This is a genomic window from uncultured Nonlabens sp., assembly GCF_947495285.1.
Lineage (GTDB): Bacteria > Bacteroidota > Bacteroidia > Flavobacteriales > Flavobacteriaceae > Nonlabens.
The window spans coordinates 1-22,501 of record NZ_CANLXZ010000025.1; the positions used below are offsets into that span (position 1 = coordinate 1).

At 35.8% G+C, this 22,501-nt stretch carries 18 protein-coding genes; 5 read left to right on the forward strand and 13 right to left on the reverse strand.

Annotated features, from left to right (window positions below; genetic code table 11):
* Nucleotides 1-208 precede the first annotated feature (208 nt).
* From Q0838_RS10665 to Q0838_RS10700, 8 genes are all read right to left on the reverse strand, one after another.
* Nucleotides 209-2,113: a CocE/NonD family hydrolase gene (locus Q0838_RS10665; RefSeq protein ID WP_298954656.1), complete on the reverse strand. Its 1,905-nt coding sequence runs from the start codon at nt 2,111-2,113 to the stop codon at nt 209-211.
* Nucleotides 2,114-2,203: 90 nt separating this feature from the next.
* Entirely contained in the window at nt 2,204-4,270 is a 2,067-nt protein-coding gene (locus Q0838_RS10670) for a M13 family metallopeptidase (protein ID WP_298954659.1), read from the reverse strand.
* 190 nt (nt 4,271-4,460) lie between these two features.
* A complete protein-coding gene (locus Q0838_RS10675; RefSeq protein ID WP_298954662.1) occupies nt 4,461-7,811 on the reverse strand; it encodes a T9SS type A sorting domain-containing protein in 3,351 nt (1,116 codons plus the stop codon).
* A 158-nt stretch (nt 7,812-7,969) separates the two neighbouring features.
* A complete protein-coding gene (locus Q0838_RS10680) occupies nt 7,970-8,803 on the reverse strand; it encodes a hypothetical protein (RefSeq protein ID WP_298954665.1) in 834 nt (277 codons plus the stop codon).
* Nucleotides 8,804-8,824: 21 nt separating this feature from the next.
* Nucleotides 8,825-9,640, reverse strand: coding sequence for a hypothetical protein (locus tag Q0838_RS10685; protein ID WP_298954668.1), 816 nt, complete (start codon nt 9,638-9,640; stop codon nt 8,825-8,827).
* 4 nt (nt 9,641-9,644) lie between these two features.
* Nucleotides 9,645-10,496: a hypothetical protein gene (locus Q0838_RS10690; RefSeq protein ID WP_298954671.1), complete on the reverse strand. Its 852-nt coding sequence runs from the start codon at nt 10,494-10,496 to the stop codon at nt 9,645-9,647.
* A gap of 190 nt (nt 10,497-10,686) precedes the next feature.
* Nucleotides 10,687-13,566, reverse strand: coding sequence for a prolyl oligopeptidase family serine peptidase (locus Q0838_RS10695; protein ID WP_298954674.1), 2,880 nt, complete (start codon nt 13,564-13,566; stop codon nt 10,687-10,689).
* A gap of 37 nt (nt 13,567-13,603) precedes the next feature.
* Nucleotides 13,604-14,095, reverse strand: coding sequence for a nuclear transport factor 2 family protein (locus Q0838_RS10700; RefSeq protein ID WP_298954677.1), 492 nt, complete (start codon nt 14,093-14,095; stop codon nt 13,604-13,606).
* 277 nt (nt 14,096-14,372) lie between these two features.
* Between Q0838_RS10700 and Q0838_RS10705 the strand changes: the two genes are divergently transcribed.
* The 3 genes from Q0838_RS10705 to Q0838_RS10715 are packed head-to-tail and all read left to right on the forward strand — an operon-like array spanning nt 14,373 to nt 16,153.
* Nucleotides 14,373-14,936 carry a DNA-3-methyladenine glycosylase I gene (locus Q0838_RS10705; RefSeq protein ID WP_298954680.1) on the forward strand — a complete coding sequence of 188 codons (564 nt, stop codon included), beginning with the start codon at nt 14,373-14,375 and terminating at the stop codon, nt 14,934-14,936.
* Nucleotides 14,923-15,510, forward strand: a complete 588-nt coding sequence (locus Q0838_RS10710) for a hypothetical protein (protein ID WP_298954683.1) — start codon at nt 14,923-14,925, stop codon at nt 15,508-15,510. The genes Q0838_RS10705 and Q0838_RS10710 overlap by 14 nt, the downstream gene beginning before the upstream one ends.
* Entirely contained in the window at nt 15,491-16,153 is a 663-nt protein-coding gene (locus Q0838_RS10715) for a DUF2490 domain-containing protein (RefSeq protein ID WP_298954685.1), read from the forward strand. Before Q0838_RS10710 ends, Q0838_RS10715 begins: the two co-directional genes overlap by 20 nt.
* 328 nt (nt 16,154-16,481) lie before the next feature.
* Here Q0838_RS10715 and aat read toward each other — a convergent pair whose 3' ends face one another.
* The 5 genes from aat to Q0838_RS10740 form a co-directional block, all read right to left on the reverse strand.
* On the reverse strand, nt 16,482-17,129 hold the full coding sequence (aat, locus tag Q0838_RS10720) for a leucyl/phenylalanyl-tRNA--protein transferase (protein WP_298954688.1): 648 nt from the start codon (nt 17,127-17,129) through the stop codon (nt 16,482-16,484).
* 176 nt (nt 17,130-17,305) lie between these two features.
* Nucleotides 17,306-17,755 carry a GNAT family N-acetyltransferase gene (locus tag Q0838_RS10725; protein ID WP_298954690.1) on the reverse strand — a complete coding sequence of 150 codons (450 nt, stop codon included), beginning with the start codon at nt 17,753-17,755 and terminating at the stop codon, nt 17,306-17,308.
* 76 nt (nt 17,756-17,831) lie between these two features.
* On the reverse strand, nt 17,832-18,206 hold the full coding sequence (locus Q0838_RS10730; protein ID WP_298954692.1) for a DUF3127 domain-containing protein: 375 nt from the start codon (nt 18,204-18,206) through the stop codon (nt 17,832-17,834).
* 7 nt (nt 18,207-18,213) lie between these two features.
* Nucleotides 18,214-19,065 carry a flavin reductase family protein gene (locus tag Q0838_RS10735; RefSeq protein WP_298954694.1) on the reverse strand — a complete coding sequence of 284 codons (852 nt, stop codon included), beginning with the start codon at nt 19,063-19,065 and terminating at the stop codon, nt 18,214-18,216.
* 34 nt (nt 19,066-19,099) lie between these two features.
* Nucleotides 19,100-19,261, reverse strand: a complete 162-nt coding sequence (locus tag Q0838_RS10740; protein ID WP_298954697.1) for a hypothetical protein — start codon at nt 19,259-19,261, stop codon at nt 19,100-19,102.
* Nucleotides 19,262-19,281: 20 nt separating this feature from the next.
* Here Q0838_RS10740 and Q0838_RS10745 point away from each other — a divergent pair, with 20 nt between their 5' ends.
* Entirely contained in the window at nt 19,282-21,684 is a 2,403-nt protein-coding gene (locus tag Q0838_RS10745; protein WP_298954700.1) for a M28 family peptidase, read from the forward strand.
* Complete coding sequence (locus Q0838_RS10750) at nt 21,674-22,444, forward strand: NAD(P)H-binding protein (protein ID WP_298954702.1); 771 nt, start codon at nt 21,674-21,676, stop codon at nt 22,442-22,444. The genes Q0838_RS10745 and Q0838_RS10750 overlap by 11 nt, the downstream gene beginning before the upstream one ends.
* The last annotated feature ends 57 nt before the right edge of the window (nt 22,445-22,501 follow it).

A 22,501-nucleotide genomic window follows, 5' to 3' on the forward strand; every position in this document is an offset into this window, starting at 1 on the left:
AGTTATCAAAAATTCTTTCGGTTTTGCCATCCATAAATATAACTATAAATAACGACTTTTCAAAATAAAAATGGTATTATACCTCTTAAAAAGATACTACACAATAAATGTTTATCAAAGAACTATGTATTCTATGAATGTGTCTAAAAAAAGCTCCTTAAATCCGATTGATTTAAGGAGCTTTTTATTGATGTTTTATCACATTTTACTATTTCATTTTAGGTAACATTTTTTCAATGCCGTCATTTTCTCCTACGGTTACTTTACTGCTTCCTAGAATAGTTACTTGACCTACTGTAAAGTCACTTTCTGTTGCTTCAAAAATGTTATCTACATATTTCTGAGGGTTGCGATCTATGTAAGGAAACCACGTGCTGTGAATTTGTATCATGACTCTATGTCCTTTTTTAAAGGTATGTAAGATATCTTGTAAAGGAAAGTTCACGTTGGTTTTCTTTCCTTCTTTAAAAGGTTTTGGTTTAGAAAAATCGTTTCTAAATCTACCCCTGAAGGTTTCTGCACGTACGAGTTGCTGGTAACCTGCTAGAGAGATATTTTTAGGAGTATAAGGCTCATCAGCATGGTCATCAGGATAAACATCTATTATTTTTACTATAAAATCTGCGTCTGTAATGTTATTTAAGATGACTTCTAGGTTTGCTTCTATCTCGCCAGCAAGACGCATGTCGTTATCTAAAATCTGTGTCTGAAAGGTAAGCACATCTGGTCTTCTAGCTACATGACGCTGGTCATCTGTCATGTATGCTCTAGGTGTAAATGTAACTGGTGTAATCTCGCTTCTAAAAGGCACAGGTTTCATAGGGTCACTAGTGTAAGTGAATTCCTGTTTTTTATCTCCAGCCTTATTGATCAATAACTCACCATTTTTTCCTAATCCAAAAGAAATTTGTTCTTGTTGTGGTGGCCAGTGTGTAAATAGATCCCACTTTTTTGCACCAGTATCAAACATGTATGCTTCTGGTAATTGTGGGTTTTTCTTTCCTTTTAAATGATGTTCAAAGAAAGGAGTTTCAATATTTTTCTGGTAAAAAGTAGAAATACTATCACCGAAGTGTATGTGATTCACCATTTGCTTACCACGTTCTCTTGCCCAGTTACCATGGCTCCATGGCCCCATAACTATAGTGTTGTTTTTATTACTAGGGTTCTTACTTTCTATAGTTTTATAAATGTTGAGTGGTCCATAAAGATCCTCTGCATCAAACCAGCCTCCTACGGTCATTACGGCATGATTAACGTCATCAAAATGATTGATTATAGCACGTTTTTGCCAGAATTTATCATAATTAGGATGCTCTGCGACTTGCTTCCAGAAGAAGTTATCTGGGAATATGTTCTCCGTAACATTTTTAAGTGGTCCTATTTTCATGTTAAAATCATAACTATCTTTCATATTTCCTGCTGCACGTAATTTGTCCCATTTATCATTATACCAGCTCTCTGAGGTAGGCTCTGACTGATAACCGAATAATGGGTAAGCCATTAAATAACTTTGTAATGTCGCTCCCATATGATGAAAGTCGTCAAAGAAAAAGTCTGCAATGGGTGCTTGTGGTGAAGATGCTACTAGTGATGGGTGAGCTTCTGGTAAGGCAGCTGCTGTGTAGTGTCCTGGATAAGAAATACCCCACTGACCTACTTTTTTATTATTGTTAGGCAGGTTATTTACCAGCCAGTCTATAGTGTCATAAGTATCGCTACTCTCGTCTATGTCTTTTTTATTATTTACATCATTGCCTGGTATGTGTGGTCTCATGTTGTCATAATCTCCTTCACTCATCCATCTACCACGCACATCTTGATATACAAAGATGTAACCTTCTTCCATCATGAATTTGTTAGGTCCTAGAGATGTTTTGTACTCACCTTCTCCATAAGGTCTTACACTATATGGCGTACGTTGCATCATGATAGGATATTGCTTTGAGGTATCCTTAGGTGCATAGATAACGGTATATAATTTAACACCATCTCTCATCGAGATATGTTCTACCGTTTTTGTGTAATTTTCTTTTACGTAGTTGGATTTAGATTGCGCTTTGGCGAAAGCGAAACTAAAAACTGCCACTAAAATAAAAATGTAATTTTTCATGTTTTATATTTAAGAGATGCTAAATATAGCTGTTAGGTATAAAAAAAGGCTTTCTGTTAAGAAAGCCTTAATATAATTTTTACGTTTATCTTACCAGATCAATACACGATCTTCTGGTGCGATGTACATTCCATCTTCTTCTTTGATATCAAAAGCGTCATAAAAAGCTTGAATATTTTGAAGTGGTACATAACCACGGTACATACCAGGTGAGTGCGTGTCACCTTTGATACGTTGTTTTAAAGCCTCGTCTCTCATCTTTGTGCGCCATACCGTTGCCCAGCTTAAAAAGAAACGTTGTTGTTGTGTGTAACCATCTATGTTTGCAACTTGTCCTTTATCTTCTAACCACATATTAAGACCGTCATAAGCAGCATTTACACCACCTAAATCACCTATGTTTTCTCCTAGTGTATAAGCACCGTTTATGTTCACTCCAGGAAGAACCTCTATAGCACTATATTGTGCAGCAAGGTCACCACCCAATTCTTCAAATTGCTTAATGTCACCTTCTGTCCACCAGTTAACCATATTGCCGTTTGCTGCAAATTTTGCACCACTATCATCAAAACCATGAGAGATTTCATGACCTATAACAGCTCCCATACCACCGAAGTTTACAGCAGCGTCTGCCTCATAATTATAGAATGGAGGTTGTAAAATAGCTGCAGGGAAAACAATCTCGTTGTAATAAGGATTGTAATAAGCATTTACAGTTTGTGGAGACATGAACCATTCTGATTTATCTACCTTTTCACCTAGTTTACTCATGTTATCCATGTAGTTGTATTCTTGTACAGCTAGCATGTTGTCAAATAAAGTACCACCATCTTTAGGGCTCTTGATTTGCATTTTAGAATAATCTTTCCATGTATCAGGATAACCTATTTTAATGGTCATACCGTTTAACTTCTCGATAGCTTTGGCCTTGGTTTCTGGGCTCATCCATTCTAGTCCATTGATACGTACTTCATATGCTTTCTTTACATACTCAATCATTTCTTTTGCCTTAGTTTTTGCAGCAGGCGGGAATTTTTCATCAACATATAGTTGGCCTAGCGCTTCTCCTAACGTACCGTTTACAGTGGCTAGAGCACGTTCATTCTGAGGTTTTTGTTCTTTTGCACCACGCATTGTTTTGCTATAGAAGTCAAAGTTAGCATCTTCTAATTCTGTAGAAAGCATGTTAGAAGCATGGTTAATCATGCTCCATTTCATGTACTTTTTCATGGTCTCTAGGTTAGATGTTTTCCACATAGAGTTCAATGCCTTAATATAATCTGGCTGACTTACAATAAGGTTATCAAATTCCTTCATTCCAGCATCTTTGAAATAAGTTTTCCAGTTTACAGCAGGAGCAATTTTTTGAAGACCACTTACTGCCATAGGATTATAAGTTTTTTTAGGGTCTCTTCTAGTTACCTTGTCTAATCTAGGCACAGCCATTGATTTTTCAAAAGCAACGATTTCACTTGCAGTAGCAGTAGCTTCTTCTTGCACCATACCAGTGATGGCAAGCATTCTAGCGATGTGCATTTCGTATTTTACAAGTTTCTCTTTACTGTCAGCATCTTCTCCTACATAATATTCACGAGCCATACCTAGAGAACCATTACCTAGTTGTGCTACATTTATATCAGTATCCATAGCATCTGCTCCTACACCTACGGAGAAAAATGCATTCAGTCCTTTTTTACCTAGTTCTGCTTTTACGGTAAGTAATTCTTCTAATGAATTGATACCATCTATTTTTTCTAAATAAGGTACTATAGGCTGGTAACCTGCCTTATTACGAGAGTCATTATCCATAATGCTCTGAAAAACATAAACCGCCTTTGCCTGGTCAGATGTAGGATCTAAATCCTTATCGTTCATTGCTCTATCTAGTATAGCAAGCACGTCTGCATCTGTATCTTTTCTTAATTTATTAAAACCACCCCATACGGTCTGATCTGCAGGGATTTCTGTAGAATCTATCCACACTCCATTTACAAAACGATAAAAATCGTCTTTGGGAGATACGTTTTTATCCATGTACCCTAACTCTAGGCCAGGTTGATATTTTGTTTCAACATCGGTAGCTGTAGGTGCATCTTTACACGACACCATGGTTACCATAGCTGTTGCAGCTATTAGTAAAGAGGATTTAATTTTCATTTTTTTAAGTTTAGTTGTTTTAATTCCTTTGAATGAAATTAGTAAAGTAAAATATCAAAATTATATCTTCTAATTGTTAAGTATTTGGTAATGAATCAAGATGGTTGTTGTTCTCGCTTTCGCGAAAGCGGAAACAAAAAAGACTCTTCTTAAATAGAAAAGCCTTTTTAAAAGATACAGATGATGTTATTTATTTTACCATGAGTTTTTTAGTTACTGCGCCAGATGTGGTAGTAATTTTAATAAAGTACATACCTAACGCCACACCTGATAAGTCTATATTATGAGATGTGCCACTATTGTTTTTATGCGAGGTAATTTTTTTACCACTTACATCGTAAACATCGTAATCAAATTCTTGTGCGTTATTCCAGCTAATGTTAAAAATACCTGACGATGGATTAGGATATATAGAGAACATGTCTTCTATAGATGTAGCATCGTTACTCAAAATTCCATTGATTACAAAATTATCAATTACAGCACCTTCACCAGTTACTGACTGGTCTGTTCTAAGGACATATCTAAATACTACTTGAGGAGAATTTATTAGAAAATTCAATGATATATCATAATTATTTAAGGTTACTGAGGTGCCGGTCCATTGCGATCCAACACAATTAAAACAGTTGCTAGAATCTGGAAATCTACTAGAGTTATACCAGTTAGGGCTGTTTGCACTTCCTAAGATATTCCAGTTGTTACCGCCATCTGTTGAGTATTCCATATAAAGTAAATCCCAGTTGTTTTCTAGATCATATGCTAGATCAAAAGAAAGCACAGGATTTTGAATACCAGTTAAATCATAGCATCCTGAATATAAATAGCTCGTGGACTCATTACCGTATTGTCCAGAAAGATTAGTCCCATAAACATTAGAAGACCCTGCTGTTATGGTATTTAGAACAGCTCCTGTTGCAGTACCTCGTTCCCATAAGGAAGAAGCGCTACCAGAATTAGAAACTAGAAACTCTCTATTTTCAAATTGATGTAGGTCGTTTATTGCTCCAGTAGAATTACTTAATATCTCAATAGATTGATTATTGTTATTGATAAAAAAATCGTTAGGTGTATTTACAGTTATATTAATAGCATGCATGCCCGGATTTAAGTTAATACCTGATAAGGCTATAGAGGCCTGTTCTTGAGAAGCAATAGAAAGCTGTATTTGTTGTGTTATAGTAGCTCCACGATCAATGGTATAATTTATGTCTATTGAATTAATGTCATTAAGGCCTCTGTTTTTTACAACTACCATAAGGTCATCTACACCGCAAGAAATGTCACCTCCATTATTTTGTATTTCTACTAACTGGATGTCAGAATTAGGTGCCGCTTGTTGTATAGAAGATTGCCATACGCCTCTACCGTATGTTGCTGCGGTAAGAGTATTATCATTTATGTTGATCTCTAGATCTCTTATATTTACATTAGGTAAGTTATTTGAATAGGGTTCCCAAGAGTCTAAGGACTCATCATATTTATAAACACCTACTGTAGTACCTACATATAAAGGCTGGTCTATACTAGAACCTTGGTGTGCAAGAGTATTTTTACCCAGGTTAGGAAGGTTGCTTGTAATATCTATAAAGGTACGACCTTGATTATTACTTTTAAATACACGACCGTTAGAAAAACTAGTAGCTACATAAATTATAGAACTGTCATTTAAATTTACCTCAATAGCAGTAATGTCATTAATAAAATTTGATACCAAAGAAAAAGTAGAACCAGCATTAGTACTCAAATACAAGTTTTGATCTATACCTACTAAGATGTTATTATCATTATTAGGATCTATCTCTAACACATCAATATTGTTGCCGAATGATGGAGAAACTGCTGTAAAAGCTCCACCTGATATTTTATATAAACTAGAATACCCAGCATAAATAGTTCCTCTACTATCTGTTTTTAGAGGGGTAATCCAGTTGCCTTGTTCTGGGCCATTTACACTGGTTGTTAAGCTAGCTCCACCGTTAGTAGATATGTATAAACCACCGCCACGTTGTGTAAAACCATATCGTATTTGAGGGTTATTAGGATCTATACCTGCCTCCATACCATCTGCCCCATAGTAATTAGTCCAGGCATTTGCACTTCTAGTAAAACCACCATTATCTTGTAATCCTCCAGCAATGTCTGCACTAGACTGTTTGCTTACTGCAACTCTGTAAAACTGTCCTATTTGAGCACCAGACGTTAAATCACTAAAGCTACCACCGTCATTTCTACTTCTATAGATACCTCCATCAGAGAGTACAAATAACTCATCGTTAAATTGTCTTATCTGATGTATGTCTGCATGAGTATAACTAGCTTGCCCGCTATTATTCCAGCTATTTATTTTAGAAAATAAAGAGCCTCCAGAGGTAGATTTCCATATATTAAGACATCCGGTATAAATAGTTTCTGCATTAGTAGGTGACACTTCTAACGCTAGATCAAACCATCCTTGATTACTTTCTAAAATATCTATGTTGCCTGTGTCTCTTCTTGTAAACGTACTACCACTATTTCCAGATCTATAGACGCCTACTAGGTCAGCATTAGTATCTATAATGAGTAGATACACATAATCAGGATTTGCTGGTGTAACACCTATTACCGATCTACCTTGATTAAAAGGAAGTCCAGAAGTTATTTGTGTCCAGGTATCACCACCATTGCTAGATATATGAAATGAACTTATTGTAGAAAGGTAAATGGTATTGGGACTACCAGGTTTTAGTTTAATATCCTTAACATTTTCATTTAAGGTTCTAGTAAAATTTGCTCCACCATCGTTAGATTTAAAAAAACCATTACTGGAAGAGACGTAAATAGTGTTGCTATTAGTAGGGTCTATATAAACCTCGCTTATATCTCCACCTCTTCTAAATACCAGTCCTGTTGGGTTAAAAGTAGCACCTGCATCTGTAGATTTTAAAAGTCCGATACTTTCTGTATCGCCACCATCGTCATCTCCGGTTCCTACGTAAACTATATTAGAATTATTCGGATCTACGGCAATTGCGCTAGCGCCTATTTCAGTTAAAAAGTCTGTGATGGGACTCCAGGTTGCTCCAGCATCCATAGATTTCCAGGCACCACCACCAGGTGAGCCTAAATAATAAATATCTGGATTATTAGGGTCTACAACAACGGTATTTACACGACCCTGACCAGGTGACCACGAGCCAGCTTCTGTATAAGTAAATGGACCAGCAGGAACCCAATTTGAATTATCTACCTGACTGTTTTTAAATACATTTTTATTTATCTCGTTTTGTAAGTCTTGAGGTGTTTGAAGAGTACCATCTGCCTTTACAAACGCTATAGATTTATCTACCCAACGCATGAAGGGTTTGTAACCACTACCTTTTGCATCTTTGTCATGTATTGACCAGTAAGCGTTTCCTGCTTCTTTTATTTCTTGATAGGTAGGTTGTGACGCAGTTTTACGCAACATTAAATCTTGCATCCACGGAGCATCGGTTCCTAATTGAGCAGTAGTAAATGAGCCGATAGCAAATGCTAATAAGACAATAAAGTGTTTCATATGGAGAAAATTTCAAAAATGCAATATAACGCTCGAATACCACAAATCCATAACGTTTTGATATAAAACCTTTGAATTATTAATCTTCAAAACTTTAATGGTAGTTATATTTAATGAGGCGTTTGAATCTATTTTATTAATAATTATTGTTAACCATCTTAGTACTGTCGCACAAGGTTGATTGTAAGCTTAGTACGAGAAGCATCGTCGGTCAGTCCAGGATTACGAGCATATAGCGAGGTGTCTAACCCAAAATAAGTAAAACCACCTACTGCTGGATTTACGTTAGACCAGTCCCATAACCTACCGATTACATTAAAGTTATAATTCTGCCCAGCAATAAGCTCTACATCTTTATGAAATACAGCCTGCCTAGATAAAGCAAAGAAATTGATGGACCCATCGCCTCCAGTAGCCGTATCGTCTACAAATTTTGAAAACGTAGGAATAAGCTTTTCAGCAATAGTGACACCGTCTATTTCTAGACGTATAGAAGCAGTTGCTACATTTTCATCAAATTGATCGGTATCTCGCACTTGGGCAGCACCAAAATAAGAAGTCACAGAAACTCTATAAATACCTGAAGATGGTACTGTTATATTCTGATCCAACCCATTAATAGGTATATCTCCTAATGTATTTACTTCATTTTGGGATGTTTGAGTAAACTGCCTGCTCCAGCCTTGAGTAAATATACGAGTCCATTTATTGCCATCCCAATAATAAAGCCCTGGAGTTACTGACGTATCATTACCGTTTACGGTAACAGTACTGGTATTATATATCATGAGCCCTGTAGCAGGAGCTACTATGGTTTCTTGGTCTAGGGTAGATGTTAAATTAATACGAGGAATTAAAACCCCTTTGTCACTGCTATCAACTTGAAAAATAGCTCCTGCATCTAACGTAGAAGTAGCTATACCCACTTGCCCATTAGATATAAATGAGAATAAAATGATAAAAACACAAAAGTATATATAATTTGATTTCATAATTTAAGTTTGTTGATGTGATTACTTTTGCTCTACTAGAGATATAGTTAATTCGCCATACTGACCTTCACTTACCCCATTAGAACCTTCATAATTGCTTGTGTCTTTTCCAAAATAACTCACATTTGTATTGTGACATAGCCACTGACTTCCGGCTACTAAGAATTGATAACTAGTGTTTGCTTCTAGGTCAATATTACGAATTAATGTAAATTGATTCCCTAGATTATTGAATTCACTAGGTGCATCTGGAATAAATTTAGATTCTGACATAGTATATGCCATTTCTAAGAAAGTACGGCTATTATCATCTTCTACCTGGTAGAGTCTAAAATCTCCCTGACACGCTGCGTCAGAATCGTTTATAGGATCACCTGCTGTATAATAACAAGTAACACTAATTTGATAAGTACCCTTAAATGGTACTGTAAATCTTCCAGTATCGAGACCAGGAACAGGTAATGCTTGTGAACTTACTACGCCCATAAGCTCTGCAGTTTGTTTAAATTCTAGAGTAAATCCATTATTAAAAATACGTTTCCATCTCATACCATTAAAATAATAATATCCAGGAGAGACACTGTTTAAAATAGAAGCGTTAGATCTAGAAGTGTTAAAAACAAAAAGTCCTGCCGCAGGATTAGTTATAGGAGTGACTATATTATCTGAGGCGACTAATGCTACTCGAGGTATAAGAATACCTTTGTCTGTAGAGCTAACTTCTAGCACTGCACTAGGATCTACACTATTAGTATTTACTCCTACTTGAGCATTTAAGTAAGAACTATTTATAAGAATAGTGATAAGACTGAAGGTGATAAGTAGTAATTTATTCATAACTTTAAAATTGTTCTATTAAGGTGATAATTAGAGAGCCTCTAAATGCGTTATTCTGTTGATTGGACCTTGTAAACCCATCAGAATCTCTGCCAAAATAACCTGTTGTAGATGTATTGTAAGCATTCCATTCTCTACCTTTTGCAGTGAATCGATAACTGTCCGTACTATTTGCTTCAAAGTTAAAAGTGTACGAAACTTGCTGTCCTAAAGTGTCAAAACGAGTATTGCTTCCTAAATCAAGTGATACGGCAGATACAAAACGTTCCTTAACTATTGTAGGCGTTCCATTTACCTCCATTTCTAATGCAAGTGAGCCTATAGAAACTCCATCTCCATTACCAGTTTGTGGACCTGCAGAATAATACCCATTACCTGAAATCTTATAAATACCTGCATAAGGAAATCTAATAATTCCTGTGTCCAGACCAGGTAAAGCAATGAAAGTATTCGGATTATTGGCAGTTAACATTTCTGCAGTTTGTATAAACTCTAGACGGTAGCCTTCGTCGTGTAATCTAGCCCATTTTGTACCTTCATAATAATAGAAACCTGGGGACACTCTATCTACACCATTAACGGTAGTAGCTGTATTATAAATTAATAAACCAGTTGCAGGTTTAGTTTCACCTACTTTGAGAGTAATGGTAGTAAGGTCTTGAGAGCCAGTGAGAGATATCCTGGGGATAAGGACTCCTTTATTTAAAGAAGTAACATCTAGTATAGAACTTTGGTCAGGCGTATTTGTGTTAATACCTACTTGAGCATGAAGCACAGAGATAAAAGCACATGATAGTAACAAAACCAGTAAAGAATGTATGCGCTGCATAAAGTTATATTTTAGATTCATTTCCATGATATGATCATACTTTTATTCATGACAAGTAGGTTTTTAATATAAACCTTCTTAATCATGGCAATTCAAATTGCTGTTAGCGCAATGTAATTACCATGTATCACGATTTCATAACCAAACAATCAAAACACATGACATAAGTATCACGTACCCTAATTACTCCAGCGCAATATTTATCTACCTCAATTTATTAATACCCATTTTGCTTACCTTTTTTATCTCTAGATAAGCCTTTTTGCATCCATACAGGCTCTTCTGCATCTTTGAGATAATGATCAAAGAATTGCATCATTCTTACCGATAGGTCTCTTTTGTTTTTCATCTTACGTAGGTTGTGTGCCTCGTTATTATAAACTAGTAGCCATGATGGTTTTCCTAACCTGCGCATACCCATAAACATCTCTATACCTTGATAGTATGGCACCGCACCGTCTGCATCATTATGCATCATTAATAAAGGTGTTTCTATTTTAGGGATATGAAATAATGGAGAGTTTTCTATATATAGATCTAGTCCGTCCCATAGATTTTTACCTATTCTGGTTTGCGTCTTTTCATATTGAAATGCTCTACTTAAACCGCTTCCCCAGCGTATACCTCCATAAGCACTAGTCATATTTGAAACTGGCGCTCCAGCCATAGCTGCAGCATATTTATTAGTTCTAGTAACTAGATATGCGGTTTGATAACCGCCCCAACTTTGTCCTTGTAGCGCCATTTTGTTAGAATCTACATAGCCTAATCTCTCTACAGCTTCAGTTCCAGAAACTATACAGTTATAAGCACTTTGTCCTGGGTGTCCATCTTTATAAACTATATCTGGCACAAAAACGATATAATCATTACTAGTTAGATAAGGAAAATTAACAATACTTGCACTAGGTAATGGAGATTTATAATCGTGTAATCTATCAGAATATTTCTCATAGAAATAAACGATCATAGGATACTTCTTCTTTGGATCAAAATCTTCTGGCTTATAGATCAACCCTTCTAACGGCACGCCATCATATGCATTCCACTTAAATAATTCTGCAGTTCCCCATTTAAAATCCTCCTGTTGCGGATTTATATCTGTGAGTGTTTTTTTAACCTGAGTGTTAACGTATTCCACATCTGGATAATCTGTAAAATTACGAGATACTACTAATAAAGTGTTTGAGTTTTCCGCTTTCGCGAAAGCGGTAACATTACGATCACTTACCTCGTAAAGAGGCTCGATACCATTTGCACCTAGCGTCATTATAGAATTTGCCTTTGTGCGATGGTCAAATGATGCGAGCAATAATTTGTTATTAAAATAGCTCACTAGATTGCGATGTTCTCGATCCAGGTTTTCTGTTCGGTAAGTAATTTTGTTTTGACGACCTGTTTTAGTAAGGTTTACTGGTGGTAAAACACCATTTACATCGAGTCTCCAGACGTCGTACTTATCATATACCAGCGCAAAACCGTCTTTATCAAAACCTCCAAAGCCATGGGCATTTGCTAGTGCAGGATGGTCGTCATCTTCATTTGCAAAGCTTACTTTTAGAAACTTAGTTAGGTTTTTACCTATTTGGGTTTCTAAATTCATCATATGCCAGTCTTGCGTGTCAAAATTAAAATAAATCACGTGCGTATTTTCTGGATTTCTAATAGGGTAACTACCAGAACTATTAATAATGAATTTTTTACTACGTGTTTTTAAATTTTCTACTAGATAGTCAGATCTCCATGGATATTCCCATGATCTAGCTATATCATATTTATCATTATTTGCATAAATAACATAAGTGCCATCTAGATCATTATCCCAGTCTGTATTACCCATTTCATAATCATTAAGAAATTGCGCGGTGCCATTTTCTGTATTCCATACTACGGTTGCAGATTTATTTTCTATACTAGACAGACGTGTTTTTTGCTCTGGTTGTGTCATGCGGTCTTTATAGTTCCATACATCTACTTGTGCTATCTCGTCCTCCATAAGAGTGGTGTCTATGGTGTATTCTATTTTAGGTTGAATATAAAATAGAAGGCGTTTTCCACTTTCTGAGAATACTGCTTTTCTCTTTTCAGTTAATTTCCAGCCTTTTTTAATATTACCGTCACCATACCCTAACTGTCTGGTATAAGATTTAAAGTCTTTTTGATAGTATAATTCGAACTTTAGCGAGTCTGTAGCGGCGCTATCTAGTGCAACCTTATAAGCCAGTTGTCTCCCATATTTATCTATAGCGAGATCTTTATATCTCCATGCATTTTCTATAAGTGGTGTAGATGTTCTAGTAGAGAGATCATAATAGTAAACTCCATAATCTTTTTTCTTTTTGCCTTGTTCTCTAGAATAGATAAAACCAGTTCCTTCCTCTGGCATTTCATATTCTTTAAAACTATCGATACTATCTTTTGCTTTAGAAAATGGCTGGTAGACGATAAGATAATCTTCCTTAGTAAAGTCTGCCTTTTTCTCTTCAGGCTCTTCTTTCTTGAGCTCTTTAAGCTTTTTTGAAAGCTCTTCTTGTTCTTTTTTTAAGCGGCGTTTTCTCTCTCTTTTAGTTTCGTTTAAAGGTGCTTTTTCTTCTTTTACAGCAGCTGTATCTTTTTTCTTTTCTGGTTTGAGGTCTTTAAATTTCTCTAATATTAAAAAGTCATTACGTTTATCACTTGCGCTGTAGCTTTTTACTCTTTGTATAGAGTCTACTATAGTTCCAGACGCCACCTCATAAACCATAAAGGTATTTTTTGATTGCTTATTTTTATCAATCTCCTTTTTCTTTTGTTTTCTCAGTTTTTGGTATGCTGGTTTTTGAAGAAAATAAATAAATTTTTGATCGGCACTTATTTGCGGTCTTATACCATTAAAAAAAACATGCTTCGTATTTTTTTCAAGATTGTGTATTTCTATATAACCATCACCAGCACCAGTTGTAGTAACAACACTTATAGCAACTAGATTACCGTCGGGCGAGATTTCAGTTTTAGAAATACGCTTCCAGAGGTCATAATCGGCATGAGTAATGGCCTTTTTTTGAGCTATTGCTGTAATTGATAAAATAAAGGTTAGTAGTAGGAGTAGTTTTTTCATAATAAGAGACTTGTAATAGTAAAGAAGAGTAAGTGTTTTATTGAGCGCGCAGTTTATTAATATACCCTGTATCCCATTGTTTTTTCATTGCTGTAAGAGAAGATACATGTTTATTAGGCACAGCGATGGAAAGTACATAGTGAGCGATTTTCCACTTACCACCGTCCATTTTCATAACACCGCTACCACGACATATTCCCATTTGAGTATCTAATAATTCATCAAAGTAAACGATACCATTCTGTGAGTATACATGACGCTCTAATGGAACAAAAGACCAGGCTTTTCCTCTATCAAAATAAGGTTTTGAAAACGCTTTAAAATCTTCAAACTGCCAGTTTTCTGTAGCATCGGTTCCTATGAAAACAGCATCTGTTGTCATGAGGTTAAAATATTTTTTATAATCTGCTTGTGCTGCGGCCTCATGCCAGGCATCTAGAGATCGTTCTACATCAATAGGATTAATGGCTTTTTGAGTCGCACAACTAGAGAATAAAATAAAAGATAGAAGTAATAAAACCTGTTTCATAGGTAGTAAAGATAAAGATAGAATCGTTATTCTTAATGGGAACTGTCTAGAATCCCTAAATTTGAATAAATAATTATGATGGATCTTCAAAAAACGTTCATATTAGGCTCATTAATCAGTATACTGTCGTTTTATTTTTTACTCGGCATTTGCTTTTTAGTATTTAAATTCTTGCTCAAAATGAATAATGCAAAATCACTACTGTTCACACTAATTGTCGGGCCGTTATGGTATTTTGCTTATCAATTATTTTTTCAATTATCTCAACTTCATTAAAATGGAAAAACATAAATGTGGCTGGTGCCTGGGCGATGATATTTATGAATCTTATCATGATAAGGAATGGGGTACTCCAGTTTATGACGACCAGACGCTATTTGAATTCTTAATTTTAGAAACCATGCAGGCAGGTTTAAGCTGGATAACAATTCTTAAAAAACGAGATAATTATTTTGATGCCCTAGATCAATTTGATATAGAAAAAATAGCTACTTATGACCAGGCAAAACAGGATGAGCTGCTTCAAAACCCTGGAATTATACGCAATAAATTAAAGGTAAAATCCATTATTAATAACGCACAGCTGTTTATGGAGATCCAAAAAGAGTACGGTAGTTTTTCTAAATACATTTGGGCCTACGTGGACGGTAAACCTATTAAAAACGCAGTACAAAATTATAAAAAAGCACCAGCAAACACATCGCTGTCAGACCAGATTTCTAAAGATCTCAAAAAACGCGGATTCAAATTTGTCGGTTCTACCATAATGTACGCATTCATGCAGGCGACTGGCATGGTAAACGATCATGAGGTAAATTGTTTTAGGTATGATGAGGTATAAACACATGTTGATTTTTATGGTTCTCGCTTTCGCGAAAGCTGAATTTACAAAAGCTCAATCCACAGAAAAAATAGAAAAAGAGGAGAAAATAACTCTAGACCTTATTCCAAAAAGTATGGAAAAAGCGGTCGTAGAAATAGGTTATGCTCGTAAAAAAGTAAGATACTATCGGGAGACAGATGGTGAGAAGGTAAGCTATGAAGCAAAGCTGAGATACCGTGGTAAAAAATATAGTATTGAATTTAATGAAAATGGAATACTAGAAGATGTAGAAATAGACACTCACAAAAGAAAAATATCTAAAGAAGCTCTTTTAAACATAGAATCTGTTCTAGATACTATGGCGCGTAAATACCTTATTGAAAAGATTCAAGAACAGTATTTAGCAAAGCATAAAACCACCACTCAAATTAAAGAGAACATATCAAATAACAAGATTGATAACTATGAGTTGATCGTGGCATTTAAGGATAAGCGCACGATTTACCGCAAAGAAATGCTCTTTGATAAAAAAGGTAATTTGATAAGTTTGCGAGATGTAAAAAGGCTAGAATATGATTTCTTATTGTTTTAGAATCCTTATAATTCTGCTGTTACCAGCTACTGCTATCTCGCAAACGGTAGATGATGTGATATTCCAGCCTAGCATAAACGTATCCTGGAATGCTAAGACTAGATGGAGTTTTAATACAGCTGTGGCACAACGCAGTGGTACACAAGATGGTTTTGAGGCCTTACATATTCAGGCAACACAGTATGCTAGTTATGATATAGGTTTTTATTCTCAAATAGGTGTGGGAATTATGTACCGAGAGCTTTTTGATAAAGACCGACCAGAAGAGGTACGTTTTACAGAGCAATTTGTTTACGCGAGAAAATACAACGCTTTAAAAGTAGCACAACGTCTGCGATGGGATCAAAGGTTGCGAGATGATCAAGTAACACATCGCTGGCGTTACCGACTTTCTGGCTCGATACCGTTAAATGGTTTTGCGACTAATTCATCAGAGTTTTATATAACAGCAAGCCTAGAAACGGTTTTCATTGCAAAAAATCACTATCGCCCTGCCTATGACCAGCGATTTTCCTTAGGACTAGGTAGAAAACTGAATGAAAAATTAAAACTGCAGTTAATAGCACAATATAGGTTTGAAGACTTTACCGCCGACACACAACGATTGGCATTTTTAAATCTTGGAATTTATTACCAAATTTAAATAAAAATAGGATCAAATATCTTTTTTTTGATCTTTGAGTTGCTTTCAAGAATAGATAAAGTATAAAATAAGGTAAAGAATACAGCAACGTTTATAGCGGTTAACGTTGTTCTTTAGCATTTAATGAGCCCTTTTCAAAATTCTATTTCTAATGAAGAGCTTTTAATCCTATTCCTATTTAGTTAATAAATATTATATACAAAATAAAACCTAGCATAAGCAAATTAATTAGGCTCATGTTAATTTTACCTACCTATATTATAGTATGTTTTTCAGTTGGTAACCGTTTTAAAATAACGATTATCCAGCAATTAATTAAATAGTTTTATTACCTCAAATAACTCAAAAAGACTTCTCGATCCATCTCTATACCACCTAGACTATCTAAATGATCGTTATAAACCTGAGCATCGATAAGCTTGTAATTAAGAGTTTGTAGCTTTTCTACTAGATACATAAATGCAATTTTACTAGCGTCAGTAGCAAGTGTAAACATGCTTTCTCCACAAAAAACGCCCCTATCTGGTAGGTCCATGCCATAAAGTCCACCTACGAGCTGGTTGTCTTTAAAAACTTCTATGCTTTTTGCGTGTCCTAGCTCATGAAGATTTTGATAAGCCTGTAACATATTTTCATTAATCCACGTGCCATCTTGACCATTGCGTTTTATTTTACCACAATGCTGCATGACTTCTTTAAAACAAGTGTTTTCTCTTATCTCATAGCCTCGGTTGCGCTTGCTCTGGCGCATAGATTTAGTAATACGCATAGGAGTATAAGAAGTCAAATCAAAAACCATTCTAGGATCAGGACTCCACCAGCAAATAGGTTCTCCATCATTATACCAAGGAAAAAATCCAGAACGGTAAGCAAGTAACAATCGTTCTAAACTTAAATCACCACCTATAGCAGCAAGTCCATGATCTGGAGCATCACTAGGATTAGGGAATATTAAAGAATGATCAAGTAAATACAAGATAGATAACGGTTTAAGTTAGGGACAGACTTCAAAATTAACACTATTTGAATGGTCTTCAAATTAAATTTACTTTCATCATTGTTTTTTTGAGGCTTTTTGAAGACTGACCTTCTAAATTAATAGATCCCGATTTTGAGATAATATGTATTTTTATTGCTTTATAGCCTAGCAGGTTATAGTATTTTCTCAAAACACAAACTATTCTCAACCTTCAAATACTGTCCATAACAAGGAATAAGTTGATAGTCATTTTTCTTATAAAGAGCAATTGCTTCCTGTTGCCTTGTTCCTGTCTCTAGAACACATTTCTCATACCCTAGTTCTAGGGACCATTTTTCCAGCTCTTTTAGAACTTGAGAAGCGACGCCATTACTGCGACTTTGTGCCGTGGTAAACATTCTTTTTACTTCCATAGTTTGCTCGTCGTATTTTCTAATGGCACCACAACCTACCGCTGTATCATCTAGGTAAGCGACTAGCACATGTTGTAAACCTTCAATTTTATTGAATTGGTTGTAGAAATCATGCTCATCACCATCAGTTATAGCAAGAAAAGAATCGAGTAGTTTTACTAAGGACTGGAAATCTTTATTTTCTGAAGTGGTGCGTTTGAGGTGGAGCATAGGGTAAAATTTATAAAAACAAAAAAAGCAGCAAGTAAACCTGCTGCTTTTTTAAGTATTTTAATATGGTGATTACCTAGAAAGGTAAATCATCATGATCTTCATTCTTTGAGTTAGAGACTGGCTCATACTCATCAAATGGTGGTACCTCTGGTGCTCCAGCTGGTGCTTGCGCTCCTACTTTTTCAATTCTCCATCCTGCGATAGAGTTAAAGTATTTAGTCTCACCTTGTGGGGACTGCCACTCACGACCTCTTAAGTTGATACCCACTTTTACCGGCTCACCTACATTAAAAGTGTCTAATAAGTTTGTTTTATCCTGTACAAACTCGATCATTAAGTGCTGTGGGTATTGCTCTTCAGTAGTTACTACTAATTCACGTTTCTGGAAACCATTTGCACCGAATGTTTTAGTCTCTCCTATTATTTTAATTTTTCCTTGTACTTCCATATTCTCTCTATTGTAATAAATATTTCCACGCTGTTAGAATTTCTCCTTTAGCGATAAGCTCTTTTGCTTTTTTATGTTTTTCTGTTGTAGAAAGGTTGAATAGTTGTTCTGCTTTTGCAAAAGCTACCACTTCTTCCTGCTCTGGTACGATTTCAATATTTCCTAGTTTACCTAGATCGTTTCCTGTTAGAATATCACTGTTCCTAGCATGATCAGGTAATGCGTCAACACCTACACCTAATTTAGATAACGGTTTTGCCACCTCAAACATTGCGTCCTTAGAACGGCAGTACCAGTTACCACCCATTCTTGCCACTGTATCTATTTTAAATGGGTCTATTTTATTATCTCCATCTAGAACCTTGTCATTTACGTGCACCATAACCACCTCACATATGATCAGGTTACCAGCGCCTCCTTCCTGCCCCAGCTCTACGATTTCTTTTACTTTACACTCAAATTGTACCGGACTTTCTGCTACACGTGGTGGTGCAACTAGGTCACTTTTTAACTCAGTAAGTCCCGACTTTTTAAATTCATTTACACCTTCAGCATACTCGGTACTCGATAAAGACATTTGCTGTACGATGTCATAATTTACAATGTTAATCACCACCTCACCAGTAACTCTTGCATTAAGCAACGTATGTTTTACCGTATTGTTTCTCACACGTCTCGCAGGAGAAAATATCATTACAGGTGGATTTGCACTGAACACATTAAAAAAGGAATACGGTGACAAATTTACCTTTCCATTTTCATCTACCGTACTTGCAAAAGCAATAGGTCGCGGTTGTACAGCTCCTAGCATAATGCCGTGAAGTTGAGCCGTTTCTATATCTTTAGGGTTAAGTTTCAAGTCGTGATTTTGATAAGATACAAAGGTATGATTTTTAATGAGATTTTAAGAATGGTACTGCCACAAAACATACTGAAATAAATATTTGAATAAATCGTACGTCCATAAGTATTCCTATCTCGATTTCAAGATCAAAACAAAAACCTATCATTTTAAAATCAGAAAAAGGTTTCTTAATTTTTCTTAACTTTCCCATTCCCAAAAACCTCTAAAAACATGAGACCTAAATCTCACATCACCTCTGCCGCATCATTCCTAGTTCTTATTCTAATGATTTGGTACGCTTTTCACAGTCAGACACCATCTGCACAGGTAGAAGAAAATTTACCTACTACCGAATGGTCTACGGCTAGAGCTCTAGAACATGTAAAAGCGATTTCTTTAAAACCTCATTATATAGGGAGCAATGCACATCATGAAGTAAGAGATTATATAAAAGACCAGTTTACAAAACTAGGCCTTAAGGTTACTACACAAAAAGGATACGATATCAGCTGGAACGGTAACATGTCGCAACCAGAAAATATCATTGCGCGTTTAAAAGGCTCTCAACCAGATAACAAAGCACTGGTTTTACTAACTCATTATGATAGTGATCCACATTCTAGTAAAGGTGCGAGTGATGCCGGTAGTGGAGTAGCCACTATTCTAGAAGGTGTACGAGCTTTTCTGGCACAAAATAAGCAACCTAAAAATGATATTATCATCTGTATCACAGATGGCGAAGAACTAGGACTTAATGGAGCAAGTCTTTTTGTAAATCAACATCCATGGGCAAAAGATATAGGTTTTGTACTCAACTTTGAAGCGCGTGGTAGTGGTGGACCTAGTTATATGCTGGTAGAAACTAATGGTGGTAACCGCAAGATTATAGAAGAATTCATGGCTGCAGGCACCGATTACCCAGTAGCTAACTCGCTCGCATACAGCATCTATCAAATGATACCTAACGATACAGATCTTACCATTTTTAGAGAAGACAGAGATATTAATGGTTTAAATTTTGCTTTTATAGGAGATCATTTTGATTACCATACAGAGCTAGACACTTATGAAAGGCTAGACCGCAATACACTAGCACATCAAGGTTCTTATGTAATGCCTTTACTATCTCATTTCAGTAATCTAGATATGACAGATCGTGTTATGGTAGATAAAGGAGAAGATCTCGTTTACTTTCCATTACCATTAATTAAAATGGTCACGTTTCCATTCAGCTGGCTAGCTGGTTTAATAATAGGTAGTGGTATTCTATTATTACTTTTAATAGTACATGGAATACGTAAAAGACGCATTACTTTAAAACATCTTTTCGGTGGTTTTGTGCCATTTCTGGGTAGTTTAATCATCGGTTATTTACTAAGTAATTACGGCTGGGCTGCAGTTAAAACAAATGAGTTTTATGTAGACATGAATACCGTTTTCCCCTATAACGGTTACTGGATGATTGCTACAGCCGCATTTGCAGCGACTACTGTTTCATTTTTCTTGTATCATAAATTTTACCATCGCGATCGCATCGCTAGTTTAAGTGTCGCGCCACTGGTATTACTATGGATTATCTCGCTAGCAATTGCATTTCCTGTAGGCGATGGCGGTCTTATCCCTAATGTGTATTTAGGCGGTGCAGGTTTCTTTCTAGTACCATTACTCGCAGGACTAGTCATGTTATGGCTCAATATTTACCAAAAAAGACCTAGTTATATACTGTTATTAATCTTAGCAGTTCCAGCGATATTTGTCTTCACGCCATTTATTAAAGCATTTCCAGTCGCGTTGGGTATGGGGATTCTATTTGTTGCAGCTGTTCTAAGTGCACTTTTATTTGGTTTATTAATTCCTATTTTAGGACATTATCGCAAGAAAGGAGTGCTTGCTTTTGGCTCATTAATAGCTACCGTTGTTTGTTTATGTTTCGCTTTCGCGAAAGCGGAATTCTCACAAACACAGCCCAAACCTACCAGCTTAGTCTATGTTCACAATCAAGATGATAATACGGCGCAATGGGCAACATACGATAAGGTACTTTCTGACTGGACCAAAGAAAAACTGGGTACAGAACCGCAACGCGCAAAAGAATTAAATGCAAATTCCATCGATTCTAAATATGGAACAGGATTCTCCTATGCTGCAAAAACAGATTATAGAAACTTGCCAGAAATACAACTAGAAATCACGGCAGACTCTACCGTAAATAATTTGCGTACGGTTAAGTTTAAAGTAACGAGTGAAAGCGTTGTACACAGATATGAGGCCTTTGCAGAGGCTAAATATTCTTTTGAAAAAGCCACCGTGAATGGTTTAGAGATTGAAAAAAGTGGTGATGACCGTCGACCATTCAGCGATCGATGGGGAAATAGATTCTTAAGTTATTATGTAACCGATAATGCTGCGTTAGAAATGGAGCTCACTTTTGATGCTAGTACTGAGCCAGAAATTATTGTTTATGCTGCGTCTTTTGATTTATTAGAACAAGAACAATTTAATGTAAGCCAGCGACCACTAGATCATATGTCTATGCCATTTGTTCTTAACGATGCTGTTCTTAGAAAAAGAACCATCACATTAACAGTACCTAAATCTACAGTAATACCTATACCGTCAGAAAATGCAGGGTAAAACAATAGGAATTCTAGGCTGTGGCTGGTTAGGTTATGACCTTGCTTTAAAACTAAAAAGCCAAAAGTATAATGTAAGCGGAACTTCCAGAAACTCTGAAAAGCTTAAAAAACTTACAGAAAAAGGAATTGAATCATTTCATGTAGACCTACAAGAAGATAAAATTTATGGAGATATTCAAGGATTCTTAGAAGATTTAGATATTCTAGTAATTGATATACCACCAGGATTGCGCAAGAATCCAGAAAGTGATTTTGCTTACAGAATCAAGATGTTTTTAAGATTTGTACAAGTGTATGAAATAGGTAAAGTCATTTTTATATCGTCCACATCAGTCTTTGAAGATCGGGAGAATATACCTACTTATGATGAGAATTCTCTACCTAATGCAACCGATAACAATGGTATAAAAATTACCGCTGCAGAGAAGGTCGTCCAAGAAATGATAGATAAATCTGTCATTATAAGACCATGCGGTTTAATAGGAGAAGATCGTCATCCTATCAAGTATCTCGCAGGTAGAAAAGAGGTGAAAAATCCTGAGGCGCCAGTAAATCTAGTAACTAGAGATCATGTCAATTCTTTAATTTTTAAAGTGATTACAGGAGAACTCAATGTTTCTGTAATTCATGCGGTTAGTGAACCACATGAAAGTCGTGAAGAATATTATCAAAAAGCAGCTAAGGGTTTTGGGTTAGAAAGTCCTGTTTTTGAATTGAATAGTAGGAATTTAGGTAAGAAGATTGTCTCTGGTTTATAATTTTCACTTGAGGGAAATGTACACAGGACAAAGGGTGTTTGCGATATGGAAAATTTT

Bases quoted from the DNA above. Each gene is read 5' to 3' on its own strand.
- Q0838_RS10665 (WP_298954656.1), bottom strand. From the start codon at position 2,113: ATGAAAAATTACATTTTTATTTTAGTGGCAGTTTTTAGTTTCGCTTTC.
- Q0838_RS10670 (WP_298954659.1), bottom strand. From the start codon at position 4,270: ATGAAAATTAAATCCTCTTTACTAATAGCTGCAACAGCTATGGTAACC.
- Q0838_RS10675 (WP_298954662.1), bottom strand. From the start codon at position 7,811: ATGAAACACTTTATTGTCTTATTAGCATTTGCTATCGGCTCATTTACT.
- Q0838_RS10680 (WP_298954665.1), bottom strand. From the start codon at position 8,803: ATGAAATCAAATTATATATACTTTTGTGTTTTTATCATTTTATTCTCA.
- Q0838_RS10685 (WP_298954668.1), bottom strand. From the start codon at position 9,640: ATGAATAAATTACTACTTATCACCTTCAGTCTTATCACTATTCTTATA.
- Q0838_RS10690 (WP_298954671.1), bottom strand. From the start codon at position 10,496: ATGGAAATGAATCTAAAATATAACTTTATGCAGCGCATACATTCTTTA.
- Q0838_RS10695 (WP_298954674.1), bottom strand. From the start codon at position 13,566: ATGAAAAAACTACTCCTACTACTAACCTTTATTTTATCAATTACAGCA.
- Q0838_RS10700 (WP_298954677.1), bottom strand. From the start codon at position 14,095: ATGAAACAGGTTTTATTACTTCTATCTTTTATTTTATTCTCTAGTTGT.
- Q0838_RS10705 (WP_298954680.1), top strand. From the start codon at position 14,373: ATGGAAAAACATAAATGTGGCTGGTGCCTGGGCGATGATATTTATGAA.
- Q0838_RS10710 (WP_298954683.1), top strand. From the start codon at position 14,923: ATGATGAGGTATAAACACATGTTGATTTTTATGGTTCTCGCTTTCGCG.
- Q0838_RS10715 (WP_298954685.1), top strand. From the start codon at position 15,491: ATGATTTCTTATTGTTTTAGAATCCTTATAATTCTGCTGTTACCAGCT.
- Q0838_RS10725 (WP_298954690.1), bottom strand. From the start codon at position 17,755: ATGCTCCACCTCAAACGCACCACTTCAGAAAATAAAGATTTCCAGTCC.
- Q0838_RS10730 (WP_298954692.1), bottom strand. From the start codon at position 18,206: ATGGAAGTACAAGGAAAAATTAAAATAATAGGAGAGACTAAAACATTC.
- Q0838_RS10740 (WP_298954697.1), bottom strand. From the start codon at position 19,261: ATGGGAAAGTTAAGAAAAATTAAGAAACCTTTTTCTGATTTTAAAATG.
- Q0838_RS10745 (WP_298954700.1), top strand. From the start codon at position 19,282: ATGAGACCTAAATCTCACATCACCTCTGCCGCATCATTCCTAGTTCTT.
- Q0838_RS10750 (WP_298954702.1), top strand. From the start codon at position 21,674: ATGCAGGGTAAAACAATAGGAATTCTAGGCTGTGGCTGGTTAGGTTAT.